We start from the raw sequence: 19,219 nt of genomic DNA, 5'->3' as shown, positions 1-19,219 counted from the left end.
CCGTGTTGAAGGTATTCAAGCTCCCCGACCTCGGCGAGGGCCTGACCGAGTCCGAGATCGTCGCGTGGAAGGTCGCCGTCGGCGACACGGTCGCGCTGAACCAGGTGATCGCCGAGGTCGAGACCGCCAAGGCGGTCGTCGAGCTGCCGTCCCCGTACGCGGGCACGATCGCCGCGCTGCACGAGGGGCCGGGAACCGTGGTCGAGGTCGGCAAGCCGATCGTCTCCTTCGAGGTCCCGGACGACGGCGGCCCGCGGGACGGCGGGGGCGGCGCGCCGCCCGCGGCGCGGGACGAGGCCCGCCGCGAGCCCAACCTCGTGGGCTACGGGGCCGCCGTCGAGAAGTCCGGCCGGCCCGCGCGGCGGCGGCGCGGGGGCCAGGCCGACGCCGCGGTGCCGGCCCCGGTGCCGGCCGCGGTGGTCCCGGCAACCCCGGCCGCGTCGGTGTCCCCGTCGGCTTCCGGGGTCTCCGCAGACGCCGAGCGGCCGCGCTCGACGCCGCCGGTCCGCAAACTCGCCCGCGACCTCGGCGTCGACCTCCTCGACGTCGTGGGGACCGGGCCCTCCGGGCTGATCGGCCGCGCGGACGTGCACGCGGCCGCGGCCGCCGCCGCGGCGCCGGGGTCCCCGGCACCCGCGCCGTCGGCACCCGAGACGTCGGCCCCCGGGCCGACGGCCGCGCGGACGCTGGGCGGCGCGCCGCGCGTGGTCCGCACGCCCATCCGCGGCGTCCGCAAGCACACGGCGGCCGCAATGGTCGCGAGCGCGTTCACCGCGCCGCACGCCACCGAGTTCCTGACCATCGACGTCACGCCGACCATGGAGCTCCTCGCGCGGCTGCGGGCGCACCGGGCGTTCGCCGGCATCAAGCTGACGCCCCTGACGATCGTGGCGAAGGCGGTCTGCGTGGCCCTGGAGCGCACCCCCGCGCTGAACTCCCGGTGGGACGAGGCCGCGGGCGAGATCGCGCAGCTGAACTACGTCAACCTGGGCATCGCGGCCGCCACGCCGCGCGGTCTGACGGTGCCGAACATCAAGGACGCGCAGTCGCTGGACCTCGCGGGCCTCGGGCGGGCGCTGGCCGGCCTCGCGGAGACGGCGCGCGCGGGCCGGACGACCCCGGCCGACCTCGCCGGGGGGACGATCTCGATCACCAACATCGGCGTGTTCGGGATCGACGCCGGGACGCCGATCCTCAACCCGGGCGAGGCGGCGATCCTCGCCGTCGGGCAGGTGCGCCGGATGCCGTGGGAGTACCGCGACGAGGTCGCGCTGCGCCAGGTGATGACGCTCAGCCTGTCCTTCGACCACCGGCTGGTCGACGGCGAGCAGGGCTCGCGCTTCCTGGCCGACGTGGGGACGATCCTCGCGGACCCGGGGATGCTCCTGGCGATGGTGTAGCGGGCGGGGCGCGCGCCCCTGGCGCGCCCGCCCCGCCGTTCCGCCCTGGTGCTAGGCGAGCTCCATGATGTATTCCTTGACCACGGCGGCGCGGGCGTTGGCGAAGCCCTCGGCCTCGCCGACGACGTTGAAGCCGCGGCGCTCCAGGACCTTCTGCGAGCCGATGTTGTCCGTGACCACGCGGGCCCGGATCGGCCGCTGCGTGATCTCGCGCAGGAACGCGTCGACGGCCGAGGTGGTGATGCCCTGGCCCCAGTACGCCTTATCGGTCCAGAAGCTGATCTCCGGGAAGCCCTCGTTGGGGTAGACGAGCACGGAGCCGACGACCTTGCCCTCGTGCTCGATCGTGCGCACCGTGATGTCCGGGTCGCGCAGGATCAGGCCCCAGTGGTGGTCGAACACGCCGCGGTCCGCCGGGTTCTTGGCGGTGAAGGCGGCCATCAGGTTGGCCTCCGGATCCTGCTGGTGCTCGAAGAACCTATCCAGGTCCGCCGACTCGACGGGGCGTAGCTCCACGGTCAATACCTCTCTCGTCACGACACTGTTCCTGTCCACTAGCCTACCGGGGCGGACAGGGCCGCCACGGCCATCCGCACGAGCCGCTCGCGGCGCGCGGCCGGGTCGGCGTCCGCCCGGTGGGTGGAGTGCGGGGTGGAGTTCAGCAGGCCGAAGACGGCCTGCGCGCGGAACCGAGCGGCGGCCCGGTCCTCGCCGGGGTGCAGGCCACGGAGCTGGTCCGCCCACACGTCGATGTACGCGCGCTGCAGCCGCCTCACCTCCGCCGCGTCACCGGGGGACAGGCTGTCCATGTCGCGGTCCTGGATGCGGATGACGTCGGGGTGGGACAGCGCGAAGTCCGCGTGGAAGTCCACGAGGCGCGCCAGCACCGTCCCGGGGGTCCCGCCGTCCGCCGCCACCGCGCGGCCGCCCTCGAGCAGGTCGCGGCTCACGCCGACGAGGAGCGCGCCGAGCACGGCCGCCTTCCCGGCGAAGTGGCGGTACACGGCGGGGCCGCTGATGCCCGAGGCGGCGCCGAGGTCCTCGATCGAGACTCCGTTGTACCCGTGCTGGGCGAAGAGGCGGGCCGCCTCGGCGAGCAGGCTGGACCGGCGGCTGGCCTTGGCCAGGCTGCGGCCGGTCGCGGTGTCGGGGCCGGTCATGGCATTCCTTCCGTCGCGCGGGTGCCGCGGGTCACATTTTCGGCTGGACAATTCAGTTAATGGACACTAACGTCATTTCAGTTAGTCAATGCTAACCGAATGCCACGTGCGTCATCCTACGCCCGCCGCGCTCGGGACGGCGCCCCAGCTAGAGGAAGACGTCAATGGAGACCTTGGTTTCGCGGGTCGATGCCGCGGCGGGCACGTTCCGGGCCAACGAGGGCGCCCAGCGCGAACTCGTCGGGCGGCTGCGCGAGCGCCTGGCCGCCGCCGCCCTCGGCGGCCCGGAGGCGTCCCGCGAGCGGCACGTCGCGCGGGGAAAGCTGCTCCCGCGCGAGCGCATCGACGTCCTGCTCGACGACGGCTCGCCGTTCCTCGAGATCGCACCGCTGGCCGCCGAGGACATGTACGACGGCGAGTGCCCCGGCGCGGGCGTCATCGCCGGCATCGGCCTGGTGCACGGGCGGCACGTCCTGGTCATCTCCAACGACGCGACCGTCAAGGGGGGCACCTACTACCCGATGACGGTGAAGAAGCACCTGCGCGCGCAGGAGATCGCGCTCGAGAACAACCTCCCGTGCATCTACCTGGTCGACTCCGGCGGGGCCTTCCTGCCCCGGCAGGACGAGGTCTTCCCGGACCGCGACCACTTCGGCCGCATCTTCTACAACCAGGCCAACCTCTCGGCGCGCAAGATCCCGCAGATCGCCGCCGTCCTCGGCTCGTGCACCGCCGGCGGGGCCTACGTCCCGGCGATGAGCGACGAGACCGTGATCGTGCGCAACCAGGGCACGATCTTCCTGGGCGGGCCGCCGCTGGTGAAGGCGGCGATCGGCGAGATCGTCACGGCCGAGGAGCTCGGCGGGGGCGAGCTGCACGCCACGGCGTCCGGCGTCGTCGACCACCTGGCGGAGAACGACGAGCACGCGCTGCAGATCGTCCGCGACATCGTCGAGACCCTGCCGCGGCCGGCCGCCCCCGCGTGGGAGATCGGCGCGGCCGAGTCCCCGCTGGTGGACGAGGACGAGCTCTACGGCGCCGTCCCCGTGGACGTGAACGCGCAGTACGACGTGCGCGAGGTCATCGCGCGGATCGTCGACGGCAGCGGCTTCCACGAGTTCAAGTCCGGCTATGGACAGACCCTGGTGACCGGCTTCGCGCGGATCCACGGACACCGGGTCGGGATCGTCGCGAACAACGGCGTCCTGTTCTCCGAGTCGGCCCTCAAGGGCGCGCACTTCATCGAGCTGTGCGACCAGCGCGGCATCCCGCTGGTGTTCCTGCAGAACATCTCGGGCTTCATGGTCGGCAGGGACTACGAGGCCGGCGGCATCGCCAAGAACGGCGCGAAGATGGTCACGGCCGTCGCCACGTGCCGCGTCCCCAAGCTCACCGTCGTCATCGGGGGGTCCTTCGGGGCGGGCAACTACTCGATGTGCGGGCGGGCCTATTCGCCCCGCTTCCTGTGGATGTGGCCCGCCGCCCGCATCTCCGTCATGGGCGGCAACCAGGCGTCCTCCGTGCTGGCCACCGTCAAGCGCGACCAGCTCGAGGGCCGCGGCGGGTCCTGGAGCGCCGAGGAGGAGGACGCCTTCACCGCGCCCATCAAGGAGCAGTACGAGTCGCAGGGCAACCCCTACTACTCCACGGCCCGGCTCTGGGACGACGGCATCATCGATCCCGCCGACACCCGCCGCGTCCTGGGCATGGCCCTGGACGTCTGCGCCAACCAGCCCCTGCCGGAGACCTCCTTCGGCGTCTTCCGGATGTAGGCGGAAACCCATGAACCACGAGCTGTTCGACACCGTCCTCGTCGCCAACCGCGGCGAGATCGCCGTGCGCGTCATCGAGACCCTGCGCGGCCTCGGGATCCGCAGCGTCGCCGTCTACTCGGACGCCGACGACGACGCCCGCCACGTCCGCGAGGCCGACCTCGCCGTGCGCATCGGCCCGGCGCCGGCCGCGCAAAGCTACCTCGACATCGACGCCGTCGTCGAGGCGTGCCGCCGCACCGGGGCGCAGGCCGTGCACCCCGGCTACGGCTTCCTGTCCGAGAACGTGGACTTCGCCCGGGCGCTCGAGGCGGCCGGGATCGTGTTCATCGGCCCGGACGTCCGCTCCCTCCACCTCATGGGCGACAAGATCCGGTCCAAGAACCACGTCGTCGCCCACGGGGTCCCCGTGGTCCCGGGCATCGCGGAGCCCGGCCTGACCGACGCGCGCCTCGTCGAGGAGGCCGCGGCCATCGGCTACCCCCTATTGATCAAGCCCTCAGCCGGCGGCGGTGGCAAGGGGATGTTCGCCGTCGACACCGCGGAGGAGCTGCCGGCCGCGCTGGCCAGCGCGCGGCGCACGGCGCTCGCGGCGTTCGGCGACGACACCCTCTTCCTCGAGCGCCTGGTGCGCAGCCCCCGGCACATCGAGGTGCAGATCCTCGCCGACCGGCACGGCAACACCGTGCACCTGGGCGAGCGCGAGTGCTCGCTGCAGCGCCGGCACCAGAAGGTCATCGAGGAGGCGCCGTCGCCGCTGCTGGAGGGCCTGCCCGACGGCGAGGCCATCCGGGCGCGGCTGGGCGCGGCGGCCGTCGAGGCCGCGCGGTCGGTGGACTACGTCGGCGCAGGCACGGTCGAGTTCCTCGTGTCCGACGAGAAGCCCGGCGAGTTCTTCTTCATGGAGATGAACACCCGCCTCCAGGTGGAGCACCCGGTCACCGAGGAGGTCGTGCTCGTCGACGACGCGCCGATCGACCTCGTGGAGTGGCAGGTGCGGATCGCCGCCGGGCAGCCCCTGGACTTCGGGCAGGGCGACGTCGAGCTCGCGGGCCACGCCGTGGAGGCCCGCGTCTACGCCGAGGACCCGGCCAACGGCTTCCTGCCCTCCATCGGCCTCGCGTTCGGCATCGTGGAGCCCGACGGCGAGGGCGTCCGCGTGGACTCCTCGATGGACTCCTCCGGCCGCGTCTCCGAGCACTACGACCCGATGATCGCCAAGGTCATCGCGTGGGGCGCGGACCGCGCTGAGGCGCTGGCGCGCCTGGACCACGCCCTCGGCGAGACCGTGGTGCTGGGCGTGGCGACGAACCTCGAGTTCCTCCGCTTCCTCGCCACCGACGAGGACGTGCGTGCGGGGCGGCTGGACACCAACCTCATCGCGCGCAAGGGGGTCCAACCGGGACGCTGGATCTCCGACGAGGAGCTGGCGCACGTCGCCGCGCGCTTCCTCGAGGACGAGGCGGACCGCGCCGCGGAGGCGGGCCGCCCGTGGCCGCACGGGCCGTGGGGCCTCAACGACGACTGGCGCGTCGGCGGCGCCCGCGCGCGTCCGGTCGTCCTGGAGACGCGGGACGGCCTGCGCACCGTCACCTTCAAGGGCGGCGACCGGCTCCGCGGCATCGCCGTCATCGAGGTCGACGGCACGGACCACACGGTCGACACCGCGGCCTTCGGGTTCGGCACGGCCCGCGTCGACGGCACCTCGTTCCCGCTCGCCCTCGGGCCGGACGGCGGCGACGGTTTCGGGGAACTCTGGGTCTCGACCGGAGGCTGGAGCACGTCCGTGCGCCGGCCCGGCCGCCGCGAGCTGCTCCACCGCCGGCTCGCAGCGATCGAGCGCGCGGACACCGGGGGAGACCCGGAGGCCCGCTCGCCGATGCCCGGCACCGTCGTCTCCGTGTCCGCCGCGACCGGGGACCGCGTCGCGGCGGGACAACCGCTCGTCGGCGTCGAGGCGATGAAGATGGAGCACCCCCTCACCGCCGCCGTCGCCGGGACCGTCACCGTCCACGTGGCAGTCGGCGACCGGGTCAAGAAGGACCAGGTCCTCGCGACGGTCCACCCGGATTCCGCCCCCGGGGCGCCGGCAGCATCGTCCACCACCAGCCAGTCCAGCGAAGGAAACTAGCCATGCCGAACTTTGAGCTCGAAGAGGAGTACCAGGACCTCGTCGACACCGTCCGCGAATTCGCCGACGAGGTGGTCGCCCCGGTCTCGGCCAAGCACGACGAGGAGCACAGCTTCCCGTACGAGGTCGTCGCCCAGATGGGCGAGATGGGCCTGTTCGGCCTGCCGTTCCCCGAGCAGTATGGCGGCATGGACGGCGACTACTTCGCCCTGGCGCTGGCGCTGGAGCAGCTCGGCCGCGTCGACCAGTCGGTCGCCATCACGCTCGAAGCCGGGGTCTCCCTCGGCGCGATGCCGGTCTACCGCTTCGGCACCGAGGCGCAGAAGGAACAGTGGCTCCCGATGCTCGCCTCCGGCCAGGCGCTCGCCGGCTTCGGCCTGACCGAACCCGAGGCCGGTTCCGACGCCGGGGGCACGAAGACGACCGCGCGGCGCGAGGACGGCGAGTGGGTGGTCAACGGCAACAAGGAGTTCATCACGAACTCCGGCACCGACATCACGCGGCTCGTGACCGTCACGGCCGTCACGGGCACGTCCACGCGAGGGGACGGATCGGTGAGGAAGGAGATCTCCACGATCCTCGTTCCGGCGGGCACCCCGGGCTTCACGGCGGAAAAGGCCTACAACAAGGTCGGCTGGAACGCGTCGGACACGCATCCGCTGACCCTGAAGGACGTCCGCGTCCCGGAGGGGAACCTGCTCGGGGAGGAGGGCCGCGGCTACGCGAACTTCCTGTCCATCCTGGACGAGGGGCGCATCGCGATCGCCGCGCTCGCCACCGGCGCGGCGCAGGGCTGCGTGGACGAGTCCGTGCGCTACGCCAAGGAGCGCAGCGCGTTCGGGCGGAACATCGGCTCCTACCAGGCCATCGCGTTCAAGATCGCCCGCATGCAGGCCCGCGCGCACACCGCGCGTCTGGCCTACTACGGGGCCGCGTCCAAGATGCTCGCCGGGAAGCCCTTCAAGACCGAGGCCGCGATCGCCAAGATGGTCGCCGGCGAGGCCGCCATGGACAACGCCCGCGACGCGACCCAGGTCTTCGGCGGCTACGGGTTCATGAACGAGTTCCGCGTCTCGCGCCACTACCGCGACTCGAAGATCCTCGAGGTCGGCGAGGGCACCACCGAGGTGCAGCTGATGCTCATCGCCCGCGAGCTCGGGCTCTAGGGGCGGCGGCGTGGGCGCGAAGCGCATCGAGCAGCGCGGCCTCTACCTCGACGAGCTGGAGGTCGGGGCGGTGTACGCGCACGGGCCGGGCCGCACGGTCACCGAGACGGACAACGTCCTGTTCACGACGATGACCATGAACACCCAGGCCCTGCACCTGGACGCGGCATGGAGCGCCACCCAGCCGTTCGGCCAGCGGCTCGTGAACTCCATGTTCACGCTCGCCACCGTGGTCGGGCAGTCCGTCGGACAGCTCACGCAGGGGACCATCGTGGGGCAGCTCGGGCTGACCGACGTGCGGTTCCCGCACCCGCTCTTCCACGGGGACACGCTGTACACCGAGACCGAGGTCACCGACGTCCGGCGCTCGGCGTCGCGCCCCGGGCAGGGCATCGCCACGATGCGCCACACGGGCCGCAACCAGGACGGCACCGTGGTCGCCGAGGCCACCCGCACCTGCCTCATGTGGACCGCCGACGGCCACGCGGCCGCCGCCGCGGCCGGTCACGGGGACCGGGCGTGAGCGCGGCGGCGGGAGAGGCCGTGGACGCCGCGGACGCCGCGTTCGATCTGGGCCCGGCGATCCTGTTCTGCCCGGCGGACCGTCCCGAGCGCTACGGCAAGGCCGCCGAGCGCGCCGACGCGGTGATCATCGACCTGGAGGACGCCGTTGCGGCGGCGGACAAGCCCGCGGCCCGGCGCGCGCTGGTGGGGAACCCGCTGGATCCCCGCCGCACCATCGTCCGGGTGAACCCGGCCGGGACTGCCGACTTCGCCGAGGACCTGGCGGCGCTGGCGGAGACCGCCTACACGACGGTGATGCTCGCGAAGACGGAGTCCGCCCGCGACACCAGGGCGCTGCCGGGGCGCCGGGTCCTCGCGCTGTGCGAGACGGCGGCCGGGGTGCTCAACGCGGCCGGGATCGCCGCGGAGCCGAATGTCGTCGGACTCATGTGGGGCGCCGAGGACCTCGTGGCCTCCCTCGGCGGGACGTCGAGCCGCCACGACGGCGCCGGCTACCGCGACGTGGCGCTGCACGCCCGCTCCGCCGTCCTGCTGGCCGCGGGTGCGTTCGGCAAGGCGGCGATCGATTCGGTCTACATCGACATCCGCGACCACGAGGGCCTGGCCGCGGAGTCCCGCGACGCCGCGGCCTCCGGGTTCGCCGCGAAGGCCTCCATCCATCCGGCGCAGATGCCCGTCATCCGGGCGGCCTACGCGCCGGATCCGGGACGGGTCGCCGAGGCCCGGGAGATCCTGGCCGCGGCCGCGGGCCGGCACGGGGTATTCGCGTTCGGGGGCCGGATGATCGACGAACCCCTGCTGCGCCACGCGCGCCGGCTGGTGGCGCGCGCCGGGGGCTGAGAGGACCTCCGGCGCCCGCGCCCGCGCCCGGTGCGGCGTCGCGCTGGGGCTGGGGCTGGGGCTGCGGGACGGGTGCCGTCCGCCTTTATCAATTGTGCACAATTGAATTGTGCACTATGTTTATCCCATGCCCACCGACAACCCGCTGGCCCTCGACCGCCAGCTGTGCTTCGCCCTCTACTCGGGGGAGAAGGCCGTCTCCGCCGCCTACCGCGAACTGCTGGGGCCGCTGGGTCTCACCTATCCGCAGTATCTGGTGATGCTGGCCCTCTGGGAGGAGGACGGCCAGCCCGTCTCCGGCCTCGGTCGCCGGCTCGGTTTGGACAGCGGAACGCTGTCGCCCCTGCTCAAGCGGCTCGAATCCGCCGGACACCTGCGGCGGGACCGCGACGCCGCCGACGAACGCGTGGTGCGGGCGCGCCTGACGGCGGCCGGGGCGGCCCTGCGGCGCGACGCGCTGCCCGTCCCGGGCGAACTGTTCGCCCGGATGGGCCTGGACCCCGCGGAGGCCGCCGAGCTGGGGCGCCTGCTGGGCAAGATCTGTTCCACCGGCCGGGCCGCAGCGGCCCAGGCCCCCCGAGGAAAGGACGCACCATGAACACGCTCTACACCGCCGAGGCGCTCGCGACCGGAGGCGGCCGCAACGGACACGTCGCCACCACCGACCGGCTCGTCGACCTGGACCTCGCCGTCCCCCGCGCGATGGGAGGCTCCGGCAACGGGGCCAACCCCGAACAGCTCTTCGCGGCCGGGTACGCCGCGTGTTTCCACAGCGCCCTGCAGCTCGCCGCCCGCGAACGCAAGGTCTCGATCGAGGGATCCAGCGTCGGCGCGCAGGTCCACTTGGGCAGCGCCGACGGCGGCGCCTTCGGCCTCGCCGTGACGCTCGAGGTCAACCTGCCCGATGTGGGGGAGGACGTGGCCCGGGAGCTCGCCGACCGCGCGCACGAGGTCTGCCCCTACTCCAACGCCACGCGCGGCAACATCCGCGTCGAAATCCAGGTCGGCGACGACTGAGCGGCCGGGGATGAGGGAGGACGGCCCCGTGGAGGACGACTGGGAGGACCCGGCGTCCACGACGCTCGAGGGCGTGCCGCTGGTGCGGCTGGCGGCCGACGGTGGCGAGAGCCCCGTGTGGGCGTGAGAGCCCGTCGGCTACGGGGATCTGGCGTTGCCGGAGGACCTGGAGGGGCGCCTGCGCGCCTGGGAGTCCGCCCACCGCGCGGCGTGGCACGACGGCCGCCCGGCGGAACCCGTGGTGCAGCGCCACGTCGCCGAGGGGGCCCTGCTGGCCATCCTGCTGGCCGAGCACCTGGGCCGCGGGCTCGCCGTGGAGTTCGGGTGCCCGGTCGACGCCGGGGACCTGTGGGGCGGCGCCGACGGCCGGCTCCGCTGGTCGCTCGCCGATCCGTGGGTGTTCCACGCGGACGTCCCGGCACGGAACGCGGCGGCCGCCGAGCGCGTCCGCCGGATGGTGCTGCACCCGTTCGGGATGCCCGGCGAGGACGCGGACTAGCCTCCGCCCGTCCAGACGTAGCGGTTCTCCGGCCTGCCCGCGGAACCGTACCGCGGCGTCAGCCGCGCGTTGCCCGTGGACACCAGATGCTCCAGGTAGCGGCGCGCGCTGACGCGCGCCATGCCGAGGCGCGAGGCCAGCTCCGCGGCCGAGGTGTCCGCGCCGAGCGTGCTGAGCTCGGCGACGACCGCCTGCAGCGTCGCCGGGGACAACCCCTTCGGAAGCGGCGGCGCGGGCGCCGGCGGGGCGTCCGATGCGGGACCTCGGGCCGGACCGTGCCGGTCGGCGCCGACCCCGGACCCCGGGGTCCGGGGGGCAACGGCGCCGCGGCGCCGCGAGCGGAGCCGGTCGATCGCCGCCTGGTCCAGGTTCCCCGGTGTCTCCAGGTGCGTGGCGAGCTCGCCGCGGTGCGCCGCGTACTCGTCCAGCCGCTCGCGGAACTCGCGCGCCGAGAAGGGCTTGACCAGATACTGGACGACGCCCCCGGCGAGCGCGGCCCGCACGGTCTCCAGCTCGCGCGACGCGGTGATCGCGAAGACGTCGATCGCGGGGACGTCGTCGCCCCGGAGGCGACGCAGGACCTCGAGCCCGCTGATGCCGGGAAGGTGGATGTCCAGCAGGACCAGGTCCGGCGTGAGCCCGCGCAACAGGCGGAGCCCGTCCTCGCCGGTGTGGGCCGTCCCGACGACCTCGAACCCCCCGTGCGCCATGAGGAAGCCCTCGTGGAGCCCGGCGACCGCCGGGTCGTCGTCGATGATCAGGGTGCGGATCACGCGCGATCCCCTCCGTCCGTGGCGGCGTACGCCGGGGAGACCGAGCGGGCGCCCGCGGGCAGGTGCAGCGTGAAGCAGGCGCCGCCGAGGTCGGACCGGGTCGCGACGGCCGTGCCGCGCCGGCGGTCCACGACGCGCCGGACCAGCGCCAGCCCGATGCCGCGCCCGCCGGAGGCCCCGGGGCGGTCCGGCTTGCCGCTCACGCCGAGGTCCCACACGGCCGCGGAGCGCCCCGCCGGGATCCCGGGCCCGTCGTCGTGCACCTCGACGACCACCGAGCCGTCCTCCTCCGCCGCGACGAGCACCTCGATGCGTCCGTCGTGGCCGACGGCCTCCAGCGCGTTGTCCACCAGGTTCCCCAGGATCGTCACCAGGTCCGAGCTCATGCGGGCGTCGCCGGGCGCGTAGGCGGACTCCGGGTCCACCGACACCTCGATGTCCTTCTCGCGGCCGATCACGGTCTTGGCCAGCAGCAGGGCCGTGACCTCCGGGTCGGTGATCCCGGCGAGCGCGCTGTTGCCCCACAGCGCGCCCCCGGCGTCCATCCGCCCGATGAAGTCCACGGCGCGCCCGGCCTGCCCGGTCTCGAGCAGTCCGGAGATCACGTGCATGCGGTTCGCGTACTCGTGCGCCTGGGCGCGGAGGGCCTGCGTGACGTCGCGCTCGCCGGTCAGGTCCCCGAGGATCCGGTGCAGCTCCGTGTGGTCCCGGACGATCAGCATGCCGCCCACCGTCCGACCGCCGACGACGCCGGCCGTGGCCTTGGCGACCAGCACGCGCTCGCCGGAGAGCACGAGTTCGGCCGTGCCGTGGGTGCCCTCCAGGACGCGGGCCACCGACGCGTCCATGACCTCGCCGGCCGGGCGCCCCACGGCGTCCTGGCCCAGATCCAGCAGCCTGGACGCCTCGTCGTTGACCAGCGTCACGCGACCCTCGGAATCCGTGGCGACCACGCCCTCGCCGATGCTGTGCAGCATGGCGTCCCGGGCGGTGAGGAGTTCGGCGATCTGCTCCGGTTCCTGGCGGTGGATCCGCTGCCACACCAGGCGGGACACGTAGAAGGCGCCGGCCCCGCCGACCACCGCGGCCACGGCCAGCCACGCGGCGAGCGCCGGCAGGCTCTCCATCAGGTCGTCGGTGATCTCGCTTTCCAGGATCCCCACCGAGACGCTGCCGATGATCTCGTCCCCCGCCCCGCGCACCGGGACCTTGACCCGCCACGAGGACCCCAGCGTCCCGGTCTCCGTCCCCACGAAGGTCTCGCCGGACAGCGGCACCGAGGGGTCGGTGGAGACGCGCTCGCCGATGCGTTCGGGGACGGGGTGGGAGTAGCGCAGCCCCTCCGTGTCCGTCACCACCACGTAGGTGACGTTCGTGGCCTGGCGGATCAGCTCGGCGATCGGCTGGATCGCCTGTGCCGGGTCGGCGTCGTCGTACGCCTCGACGACGGAGGGGAGGCGCGCGACGGACCCGGCGACGCCGACCATCCGCTGCTGGTGGGCCTCGCGGATGCTGGCGGCCTGCAGGCTCGCCGCGACGACGCCGACGACGCCGATGACAAGCAGCATGATGACCACCTGCAGGAGCAGGAGCTGGCTGCGGAGGCTGACGGTTCGGAACACCCTGAGATTCTCCCACGTGACGGACTTCACAAGCCGCCGGCACCGGGTTCGGGGCGCGACCAATATGACCAATACCACCAGTATCACCACATGCTTCCCCGCCCTTGCGGACCCGCCTACGGTGAGACGCAGTCCAGAGTGACGACCGTCACTCCGGTGTGACCGCACCCACAGATCGAGGAAGATCCATGAGCAACCCCAGCACCCCCGCCGTCCGCCGCGCCGCCCGCCGCACCGCCCTCGCCGTCACCGCCGCGGCCGCCGTCTTAGCGCTCTCCGCCTGCGGCGGCTCCGGCGAGGGGGCGGAATCCGCGGACGGGCAGATCGAGAAGCTGAACATCATCGTCCCCGCCAACCCGGGCGGCGGCTGGGACCAGACCGGCCGCTCCATGCAGAAGGACCTGCAGGAGAACGACCTCGTCGGATCGGCGCAGGTGCAGAACATCGGCGGCGCCGGCGGCACCAACGGCCTCGCGAAGCTGGCGACCGAGAAGGACCCCAACACGCTCATGGTGATGGGCTACGTGCTCGTCGGCTCGGTGGAGACCAACAAGTCCGAGAGCCGCATCGAGGACACCACCCCGATCGCCCGCCTGACCGAGGAGCCGCTGGTGCTCGTCGTCCCGGCCGACAGCCCGTACCAGACCACCGCCGACCTCGTCGCGGACATCAAGGCCAAGGGCAAGGGCGTCGCCGTCACCGGCGGCTCCGCCGGCGGCGCGGACCACATCCTCATCGGGCAGATCCTCCAGGAGCAGGGCATCTCCCCGGACCAGCTCAACTACATCGGCTACTCGGGCGGCGGCGAGTCCCTCGCGGCCCTGCTCGGCAACAAGGTCCAGGCCGGCATCTCCGGCGTCGGGGAATACGCCGAGCAGGTCAAGGCCGGCAAGGTCCGCGCGCTCGCCGTCTCCGGCGAGGCCGAGGCCCCGGCGCTTCCGGGGGTGGCCCCGCTGACCGAGCAGGGGATCGACGTCGTGCTCACCAACTGGCGCGGGGTCGTGGCCTCCGGCACCATCGACGAGGCCCAGGAGGAGAAGCTCACCGAGATGGTCACCGCGCTGCACGGGACCGAGGACTGGAAGAACACCCTCGAGACCAACAACTGGGACGACGCGTTCCTCGCCGGCGACGAGTTCGACGAGTTCCTCGAAGAGGACATCGCCAAGGTCAAGACCACGCTCGCCGACATCGGCCTGGTCAAGTAGCCATGGAGACCACGCAGAGGAATCCCGGTGAGGTGCTCTTCGCGCTGGTCTTCGTCGTCCTCGGCATCGCCGGGATCGTGCTCGCCGGATCCATCGAGGTCCCGGAGCTGGAGACCGGCATGGGCCCGCGGGCCTTCCCGTACATCGTGAGCGGCCTGCTGGCGGCCGTCGGGGTGGGCCTGGTTCTCCAGGCGCTCCGCGGCCGCCACGGCGCCGCCGAGGAAGGCGAGGACGTCGACGCCGACGCGTCGATCGACTGGCTGACGATCGGCAAGCTCGTGGGCTTCGTGATCCTGCACATCCTGCTCATCGAACCGGCCGGATGGCCCGTCGCGGCCACCGTCCTGTTCGCCGGCGCCGCCTGGACGCTGGGCGCGAAGCCGTTCTGGCGCTCGGTGCTCATCGCCGCCGGCCTGTCCCTGCTCCTGCAGTACCTCTTCGGCGGCCTCCTGGGCGTCTCGCTGCCCCCGGGCCCGCTGCTGGAAGGAATCGACATCCTCCATGGATAACCTGAACCTGCTCATGGAGGGCTTCGCCACCGCGGCGCAGCCCATCTACCTCCTCTACGCGCTGTTCGGCGTGTTCGTCGGCACCGCCGTCGGCGTGCTGCCCGGCATCGGCCCCGCCATGACCGTGGCGCTGCTCATGCCGATCACCTATTCGCTGGAGCCGACGGCCGCGCTGATCGTCTTCGCCGGCATCTACTACGGCGGCATGTACGGCGGCTCCACGACATCCATCCTGCTGAACACCCCGGGGGAGTCGGCGTCCATCGTCACCGCCCTCGAGGGCAACAAGATGGCCAAGGTCGGCCGGGGGGCGGCAGCCCTCGCGACCGCCGCGATCGGCTCCTTCGTCGCCGGCACCATCGCCACCGTCCTGCTGACGTTCCTGGCGCCGGTCATCGTGGAATACGCGATCAACCTGGGACCTGTCGACTTCGTGGCCCTGATGGTCGTCGCGTTCCTGACCATCGGCGCGCTGCTCGGCTCCTCGGTCCTGCGCGGCATGGCGTCGCTGACCCTCGGCCTGTTCATCGGGCTCGTGGGTGTGGACGACACCACCGCCCAGCAGCGCTACACGATGGGCGTCCCGGGATTGGCCGACGGCGTCGACGTCGTGCTGGTCGCCGTCGGGCTGTTCGCCCTCGGCGAGGCCCTCTACGTCGCCGGCCGCCTGCGCCGGGGACCGGTCGAGGTCATGTCCGTGGGCAAGGGCAAGGGCACCGGCTGGATGACCCGCGACGACTGGGGCCGCTCCTGGAAGCCCTGGCTGCGCGGCACGTTCATCGGCTTCCCGATCGGCACCGTCCCGGCCGGCGGGGCGGACGTGTCCACGTTCCTGTCCTACGCCGCGGAGCGCAAGCTGGCCAAGGGCAAGAACCGCAAGGAGTTCGGGCGCGGAGCCATCGAGGGCGTCGCCGGCCCGGAGGCCGCCAACAACGCGGCCGCCGCCGGCGTCCTGGTGCCGCTGCTGACGCTGGGCATCCCGACGACGGCGACCGCCGCGATGATGCTCACCGCCTTCCAGCGCTACCAGATCCAGCCCGGCCCGCTCCTGATGGAAACCAACGCGGCGCTCGTCTGGGCGCTGATCGCCAGCCTGTACATCGGCAACGTGATGCTCCTGGTGCTCAACCTGCCGCTGGTGGGCCTGTGGGTGAAGATCCTGCAGATCCCGCGCCCGTACCTGTACTCGGGCATCCTGGTCTTCGCCGGCCTGGGGGCCTACTCCGTGAACTTCGCCACCATGGACCTCGTGATCCTGCTGGTGGTCGGCATCCTGGGCTTCTTCATGCGGCAGTACGGCTATCCGGTGGCGCCCATGGTGGTGGCCATGATCCTGGGCCCGATGTTCGAGGTCCAGCTCCGCCGGTCGCTGCAGATCTCGCAGAACGACCTGGGAGCGCTGGTCTCCACGCCGTTCACGTGGTTCGTCTACTCGGCCCTGGTGCTGCTGTTCGCGGCGTCGTTCTGGATCAAGAAGAGGCAGAAGGCCATGGAAGAGGAACCCCTGGAGGTGGCGGCGTGACCGCAACGGACAAGACGGTGGTGCTCGGTTTCGTGCCCACGGAGATCGGGCGGGCCGCGCTCGCGGCGGCCATCGAGGAGTGCGGGCGCCGCGGCGCGCGGCTGCTCGTGCTCAACACCACGCGGGCCGACCGGCTCGTGGACCCCAACTACGCGCACGCCCCGGCCATGGAGGAGCTGGACGCCACGCTGCGGGGGAGCGGCGTTGACTTCGAGGTGCGGCACTTCACCTCGAAGCAGCTGGCCTCGGAGGACGTCCTCGAGGCCGCCGAGGAGACCGGCGCCGAGCTCATCGTGGTCGGGGTCCGCCGGCGGACCCCGGTGGGCAAGCTCATCCTCGGCTCGGACGCGCAGCGCATCATCCTCGACGCGGAGTGCTCCGTGCTGGCCGTCAAGGCCTGAGGTTCGAAACCGCGGGTGGGACCGGTGCGGCGCGCGAGCGCGGCGCCGGCCCCGCCCGCCGCCGCGTGGGGGATAATCGACGGGTGACTTCCGCCCATCCGTTTACCCCTCCGCCCGCGGACGCCCCGCGCCGCGTGGTGCTGCTCGGCTCCACCGGTTCCATCGGAACGCAGGCCATTTCCGTGGCGGACCTTGCGCCCGGGCGCTTCCGCGTCGTCGCGCTCGCCGGCGGATCCAACACGGCCCTGCTGGCCGAGCAGGCCGTGCACACCCGCGCGTCGGCCGTCGGGATCGCGTCCGGAACGATCGACGCGCTGGCCGCGGCGATCGCCGAGCGGGCCGCCGCGGCCGGTGTGCGGGACTACCGGCCGGAACTCTTCGCCGGGCCCGGCGCGGCCTCCGCCGTCGCCGCGTGGCCCGACGCCGACGTCGTGCTCAACGGCATCACCGGCTCCATCGGGCTGGCGCCGACGCTCGCGGCGCTGGGCGCGGGGCACCTGCTCGCGCTGGCCAACAAGGAGTCGCTCATCGTCGGCGGACCGCTGGTGAAGGCCGCCGCGGCCCCGGGCCAGCTCGTCCCCGTGGACTCCGAGCATTCGGCGCTCGCCCAGGCCCTGCGCGCCGGGACCCCCGAGGAGGTCGCGCGCCTGGTCGTCACCGCGTCCGGCGGACCGTTCCGGGGCCGTACGCGGGACCGGCTGCGCGACGTGACGCCGGCCGAGGCGCTCGCGCACCCCACCTGGGACATGGGCCGGGTCATCACCACCAACTCCGCCACCATGGTGAACAAGGCGCTCGAGGTGATCGAGGCCCACCTGCTCTTCGACGTGCCGCTGGAGCGGATCGAGGCCGTCGTCCACCCGCAGTCCGTGGTGCACTCCATGGTCGAGTTCGTCGACGGCTCCACGATCGCCCAGGCCTCCCCGCCGGACATGCGCCTGCCGATCGCCCTGGGCATGGGCTGGCCCGCCCGCGTCCCCGGGGCCGCCGCCGCGTGCGACTGGGGTTCCGCGGCCTCGTGGACGTTCGAACCGCTGGACGAGGACGCGTTCCCCGCGATCCGCCTCGCCAAGGCCGCGTCCGCCGCCTCGCCCACCCACATGGCGGTCTACAACGCCGCGAACGAGGAGGCCGTCGAGGCCTTCCACGCCGGCCGGATCGGCTTCCTGGACATCGTGGACGGCGTCGCCGCCGTCGTCGAGGAGTACGGCGCGGAGGCCCCCCCGGACGCCGAACTCACGCTGGACGCCGTGCTGCACGCCGAGGACTGGGCACGAAACCGCGCCCACCGACGTTGGGGACAACTGTGACCGTCTTGCTCTTCATCCTGGGCGTCGCCCTCGTCGCCGTGGGCATCGCCCTGTCCATCGCCCTGCACGAGGTCGGGCACCTGGTCCCGGCCAAGCTGTTCGGCGTCCGCGTGCCCCAGTACATGGTCGGCTTCGGCAAGACGGTCTGGTCGTTCCGGCGCGGCGAAACCGAGTACGGGTTCAAGGCCCTCCCGCTGGGAGGCTACGTGTCCATGATCGGCATGTACCCCCCGGCACAGGACCACGACGGGGCCGTGCGGCAGTCCAGCACCGGGATGTTCCAGCAGCTCGCCGCCGACGCGCGGAAAGCCGCCGCGGAGCAGCTCCGGCCGGGGGACGAGAACCGGCTCTTCTACCGGCTTCCCGTGTGGAAGCGCATCACCATCATGCTCGGCGGGCCGTTGATGAACCTGCTGATCGGCACGCTCCTCATCGGGGTCGTCGTCACCGGATTCGGGACGGTCCAGCTGACCTCCACGGTCTCCGAGGTCTACCAGTGCGTGGTCGCCGACGACGAGCAGGCCAGCCGCGCCGCCGCAGGAACCGAGGCGTGCCAGCCCGGGGACCCCGAGGCGCCCGCGTACGCCGCGGGCCTGCGGCCCGGCGACACCATCACGTCCTTCGACGGCGAGGCCGTGGAGGAGCGTGGCTGGATGGAGCTCACCGAGCTGATCCGCGCGGCCGCCGGGCGCGAGGTGACGATCGGCTACCTTCGCGACGGCGAGGAGCGCGCGACCACCCTCACGCCCCTCCTCACCGAGCGCCCGGCCGTGGACATCAACGGCCAGCGCATCGCCAACCCGGACGGCAGCACGCGGACCGTCCAGGTCGGGTTCGTCGGCATGGGATCCGAGCAGCGCCTCATGACGCTGCCGCCGGCCGAGGTGCCGGGACTCGTCGGGGAGAACGTCCGCGCCGTGGCCGGCGTGGTCCTGGACCTCCCGGCACGCCTGGCCGCCGTCGCCCGCGCCGCGTTCTCCGACGAGCCGCGCGACCCGAACGGCCCGATCTCCGTCGTCGGCGTGGGCCGCATCGCCGGGGAGGTGAGCGCCATGGAGGAGATCCCGCTGCAGAGCCGCGTCTCGACGCTGATCGGCCTCGTCGCGAGCCTGAACATCGCGCTGTTCGTCTTCAACCTGGTGCCGTTGCTGCCGCTCGACGGGGGACACATCGCCGGCGCCCTCTGGGAGGCCCTCCGGCGGGGCGTCGCCAAGGTGTTCCGCCGCCGCGACCCGGGCCCGGTGGACATCGCCAAGCTGCTGCCGCTGACCTACGTCGTCGCCGCGCTGATGCTGGGCATGGGCCTCCTGCTGATCTACGCCGACATCGTCAAGCCCGTCAACCTCTTCGGGTAGGCGAGCGGC

Annotated in this window: 19 protein-coding genes; 15 read left to right on the top strand and 4 right to left on the bottom strand. The window is 72.8% G+C overall.

Annotated features, from left to right (window positions below):
* The first annotated feature begins 2 nt into the window (after nucleotides 1-2).
* The gene (locus ACETWP_RS11330; RefSeq protein WP_373972387.1) at nucleotides 3-1,400 is read left to right on the top strand and encodes a dihydrolipoamide acetyltransferase family protein; all 1,398 of its coding nucleotides are present in this window, start codon (nucleotides 3-5) and stop codon (nucleotides 1,398-1,400) included.
* A gap of 51 nt (nucleotides 1,401-1,451) precedes the next feature.
* Here ACETWP_RS11330 and ACETWP_RS11325 read toward each other — a convergent pair whose 3' ends face one another.
* Complete coding sequence (locus ACETWP_RS11325; RefSeq protein WP_373972354.1) at nucleotides 1,452-1,937, bottom strand: GNAT family N-acetyltransferase; 486 nt, start codon at nucleotides 1,935-1,937, stop codon at nucleotides 1,452-1,454.
* A gap of 17 nt (nucleotides 1,938-1,954) precedes the next feature.
* Nucleotides 1,955-2,560 (bottom strand): TetR/AcrR family transcriptional regulator, encoded by a 606-nt coding sequence (locus ACETWP_RS11320; protein ID WP_373972353.1) that lies wholly within the window; start codon nucleotides 2,558-2,560, stop codon nucleotides 1,955-1,957.
* Nucleotides 2,561-2,724: 164 nt separating this feature from the next.
* On the opposite strand from ACETWP_RS11320, the gene ACETWP_RS11315 reads away from it, so the two are divergent.
* From ACETWP_RS11315 to ACETWP_RS11280, 8 genes are all read left to right on the top strand, one after another.
* A complete protein-coding gene (locus ACETWP_RS11315; RefSeq protein ID WP_373972352.1) occupies nucleotides 2,725-4,332 on the top strand; it encodes a carboxyl transferase domain-containing protein in 1,608 nt (535 codons plus the stop codon).
* Nucleotides 4,333-4,342: 10 nt separating this feature from the next.
* Nucleotides 4,343-6,463, top strand: a complete 2,121-nt coding sequence (locus ACETWP_RS11310; protein ID WP_373972351.1) for an acetyl/propionyl/methylcrotonyl-CoA carboxylase subunit alpha — start codon at nucleotides 4,343-4,345, stop codon at nucleotides 6,461-6,463.
* A gap of 2 nt (nucleotides 6,464-6,465) precedes the next feature.
* Nucleotides 6,466-7,629 carry an acyl-CoA dehydrogenase family protein gene (locus tag ACETWP_RS11305; protein ID WP_373972350.1) on the top strand — a complete coding sequence of 388 codons (1,164 nt, stop codon included), beginning with the start codon at nucleotides 6,466-6,468 and terminating at the stop codon, nucleotides 7,627-7,629.
* 10 nt (nucleotides 7,630-7,639) lie between these two features.
* On the top strand, nucleotides 7,640-8,152 hold the full coding sequence (locus ACETWP_RS11300; RefSeq protein ID WP_373972349.1) for a MaoC family dehydratase: 513 nt from the start codon (nucleotides 7,640-7,642) through the stop codon (nucleotides 8,150-8,152).
* Nucleotides 8,149-8,994 (top strand): HpcH/HpaI aldolase/citrate lyase family protein, encoded by an 846-nt coding sequence (locus ACETWP_RS11295; protein ID WP_373972348.1) that lies wholly within the window; start codon nucleotides 8,149-8,151, stop codon nucleotides 8,992-8,994. The genes ACETWP_RS11300 and ACETWP_RS11295 overlap by 4 nt, the downstream gene beginning before the upstream one ends.
* Before the next feature lie 127 nt (nucleotides 8,995-9,121).
* Entirely contained in the window at nucleotides 9,122-9,592 is a 471-nt protein-coding gene (locus tag ACETWP_RS11290) for a MarR family winged helix-turn-helix transcriptional regulator (RefSeq protein WP_373972347.1), read from the top strand.
* Complete coding sequence (locus ACETWP_RS11285) at nucleotides 9,589-10,011, top strand: organic hydroperoxide resistance protein (RefSeq protein WP_373972346.1); 423 nt, start codon at nucleotides 9,589-9,591, stop codon at nucleotides 10,009-10,011. Before ACETWP_RS11290 ends, ACETWP_RS11285 begins: the two co-directional genes overlap by 4 nt.
* A gap of 154 nt (nucleotides 10,012-10,165) precedes the next feature.
* On the top strand, nucleotides 10,166-10,510 hold the full coding sequence (locus ACETWP_RS11280; RefSeq protein WP_373972345.1) for a hypothetical protein: 345 nt from the start codon (nucleotides 10,166-10,168) through the stop codon (nucleotides 10,508-10,510).
* On the opposite strand, the gene ACETWP_RS11275 is transcribed toward ACETWP_RS11280, so the two are convergent.
* Nucleotides 10,507-11,283 carry a response regulator gene (locus tag ACETWP_RS11275; protein WP_373972344.1) on the bottom strand — a complete coding sequence of 259 codons (777 nt, stop codon included), beginning with the start codon at nucleotides 11,281-11,283 and terminating at the stop codon, nucleotides 10,507-10,509. The genes ACETWP_RS11280 and ACETWP_RS11275 overlap by 4 nt on opposite strands.
* Nucleotides 11,280-12,905, bottom strand: coding sequence for an ATP-binding protein (locus tag ACETWP_RS11270; RefSeq protein ID WP_373972343.1), 1,626 nt, complete (start codon nucleotides 12,903-12,905; stop codon nucleotides 11,280-11,282). The genes ACETWP_RS11275 and ACETWP_RS11270 overlap by 4 nt, the downstream gene beginning before the upstream one ends.
* Nucleotides 12,906-13,093: 188 nt before the next feature.
* Here ACETWP_RS11270 and ACETWP_RS11265 point away from each other — a divergent pair, with 188 nt between their 5' ends.
* The 6 genes from ACETWP_RS11265 to ACETWP_RS11240 all read left to right on the top strand — a co-directional run bounded on the left by ACETWP_RS11265 (nucleotide 13,094) and on the right by ACETWP_RS11240 (nucleotide 19,210).
* On the top strand, nucleotides 13,094-14,113 hold the full coding sequence (locus tag ACETWP_RS11265) for a Bug family tripartite tricarboxylate transporter substrate binding protein (protein ID WP_373972342.1): 1,020 nt from the start codon (nucleotides 13,094-13,096) through the stop codon (nucleotides 14,111-14,113).
* Between the two features lie 2 nt (nucleotides 14,114-14,115).
* Nucleotides 14,116-14,622, top strand: a complete 507-nt coding sequence (locus ACETWP_RS11260; protein ID WP_373972341.1) for a tripartite tricarboxylate transporter TctB family protein — start codon at nucleotides 14,116-14,118, stop codon at nucleotides 14,620-14,622.
* A complete protein-coding gene (locus ACETWP_RS11255; protein WP_373972340.1) occupies nucleotides 14,615-16,144 on the top strand; it encodes a tripartite tricarboxylate transporter permease in 1,530 nt (509 codons plus the stop codon). Before ACETWP_RS11260 ends, ACETWP_RS11255 begins: the two co-directional genes overlap by 8 nt.
* Entirely contained in the window at nucleotides 16,141-16,545 is a 405-nt protein-coding gene (locus ACETWP_RS11250) for a universal stress protein (RefSeq protein WP_373972339.1), read from the top strand. The genes ACETWP_RS11255 and ACETWP_RS11250 overlap by 4 nt, the downstream gene beginning before the upstream one ends.
* Before the next feature lie 83 nt (nucleotides 16,546-16,628).
* Entirely contained in the window at nucleotides 16,629-17,855 is a 1,227-nt protein-coding gene (dxr, locus tag ACETWP_RS11245; protein ID WP_373972338.1) for a 1-deoxy-D-xylulose-5-phosphate reductoisomerase, read from the top strand.
* Nucleotides 17,852-19,210, top strand: coding sequence for a M50 family metallopeptidase (locus tag ACETWP_RS11240; protein WP_373972337.1), 1,359 nt, complete (start codon nucleotides 17,852-17,854; stop codon nucleotides 19,208-19,210). Before dxr ends, ACETWP_RS11240 begins: the two co-directional genes overlap by 4 nt.
* The last annotated feature ends 9 nt before the right edge of the window (nucleotides 19,211-19,219 follow it).

The sequence above is a fragment of the Arthrobacter halodurans genome, assembly GCF_041877255.1.
Taxonomy (GTDB): domain Bacteria; phylum Actinomycetota; class Actinomycetes; order Actinomycetales; family Micrococcaceae; genus Arthrobacter_N; species Arthrobacter_N halodurans.
This window is presented reverse-complemented; position numbering and strand designations above follow the sequence as displayed.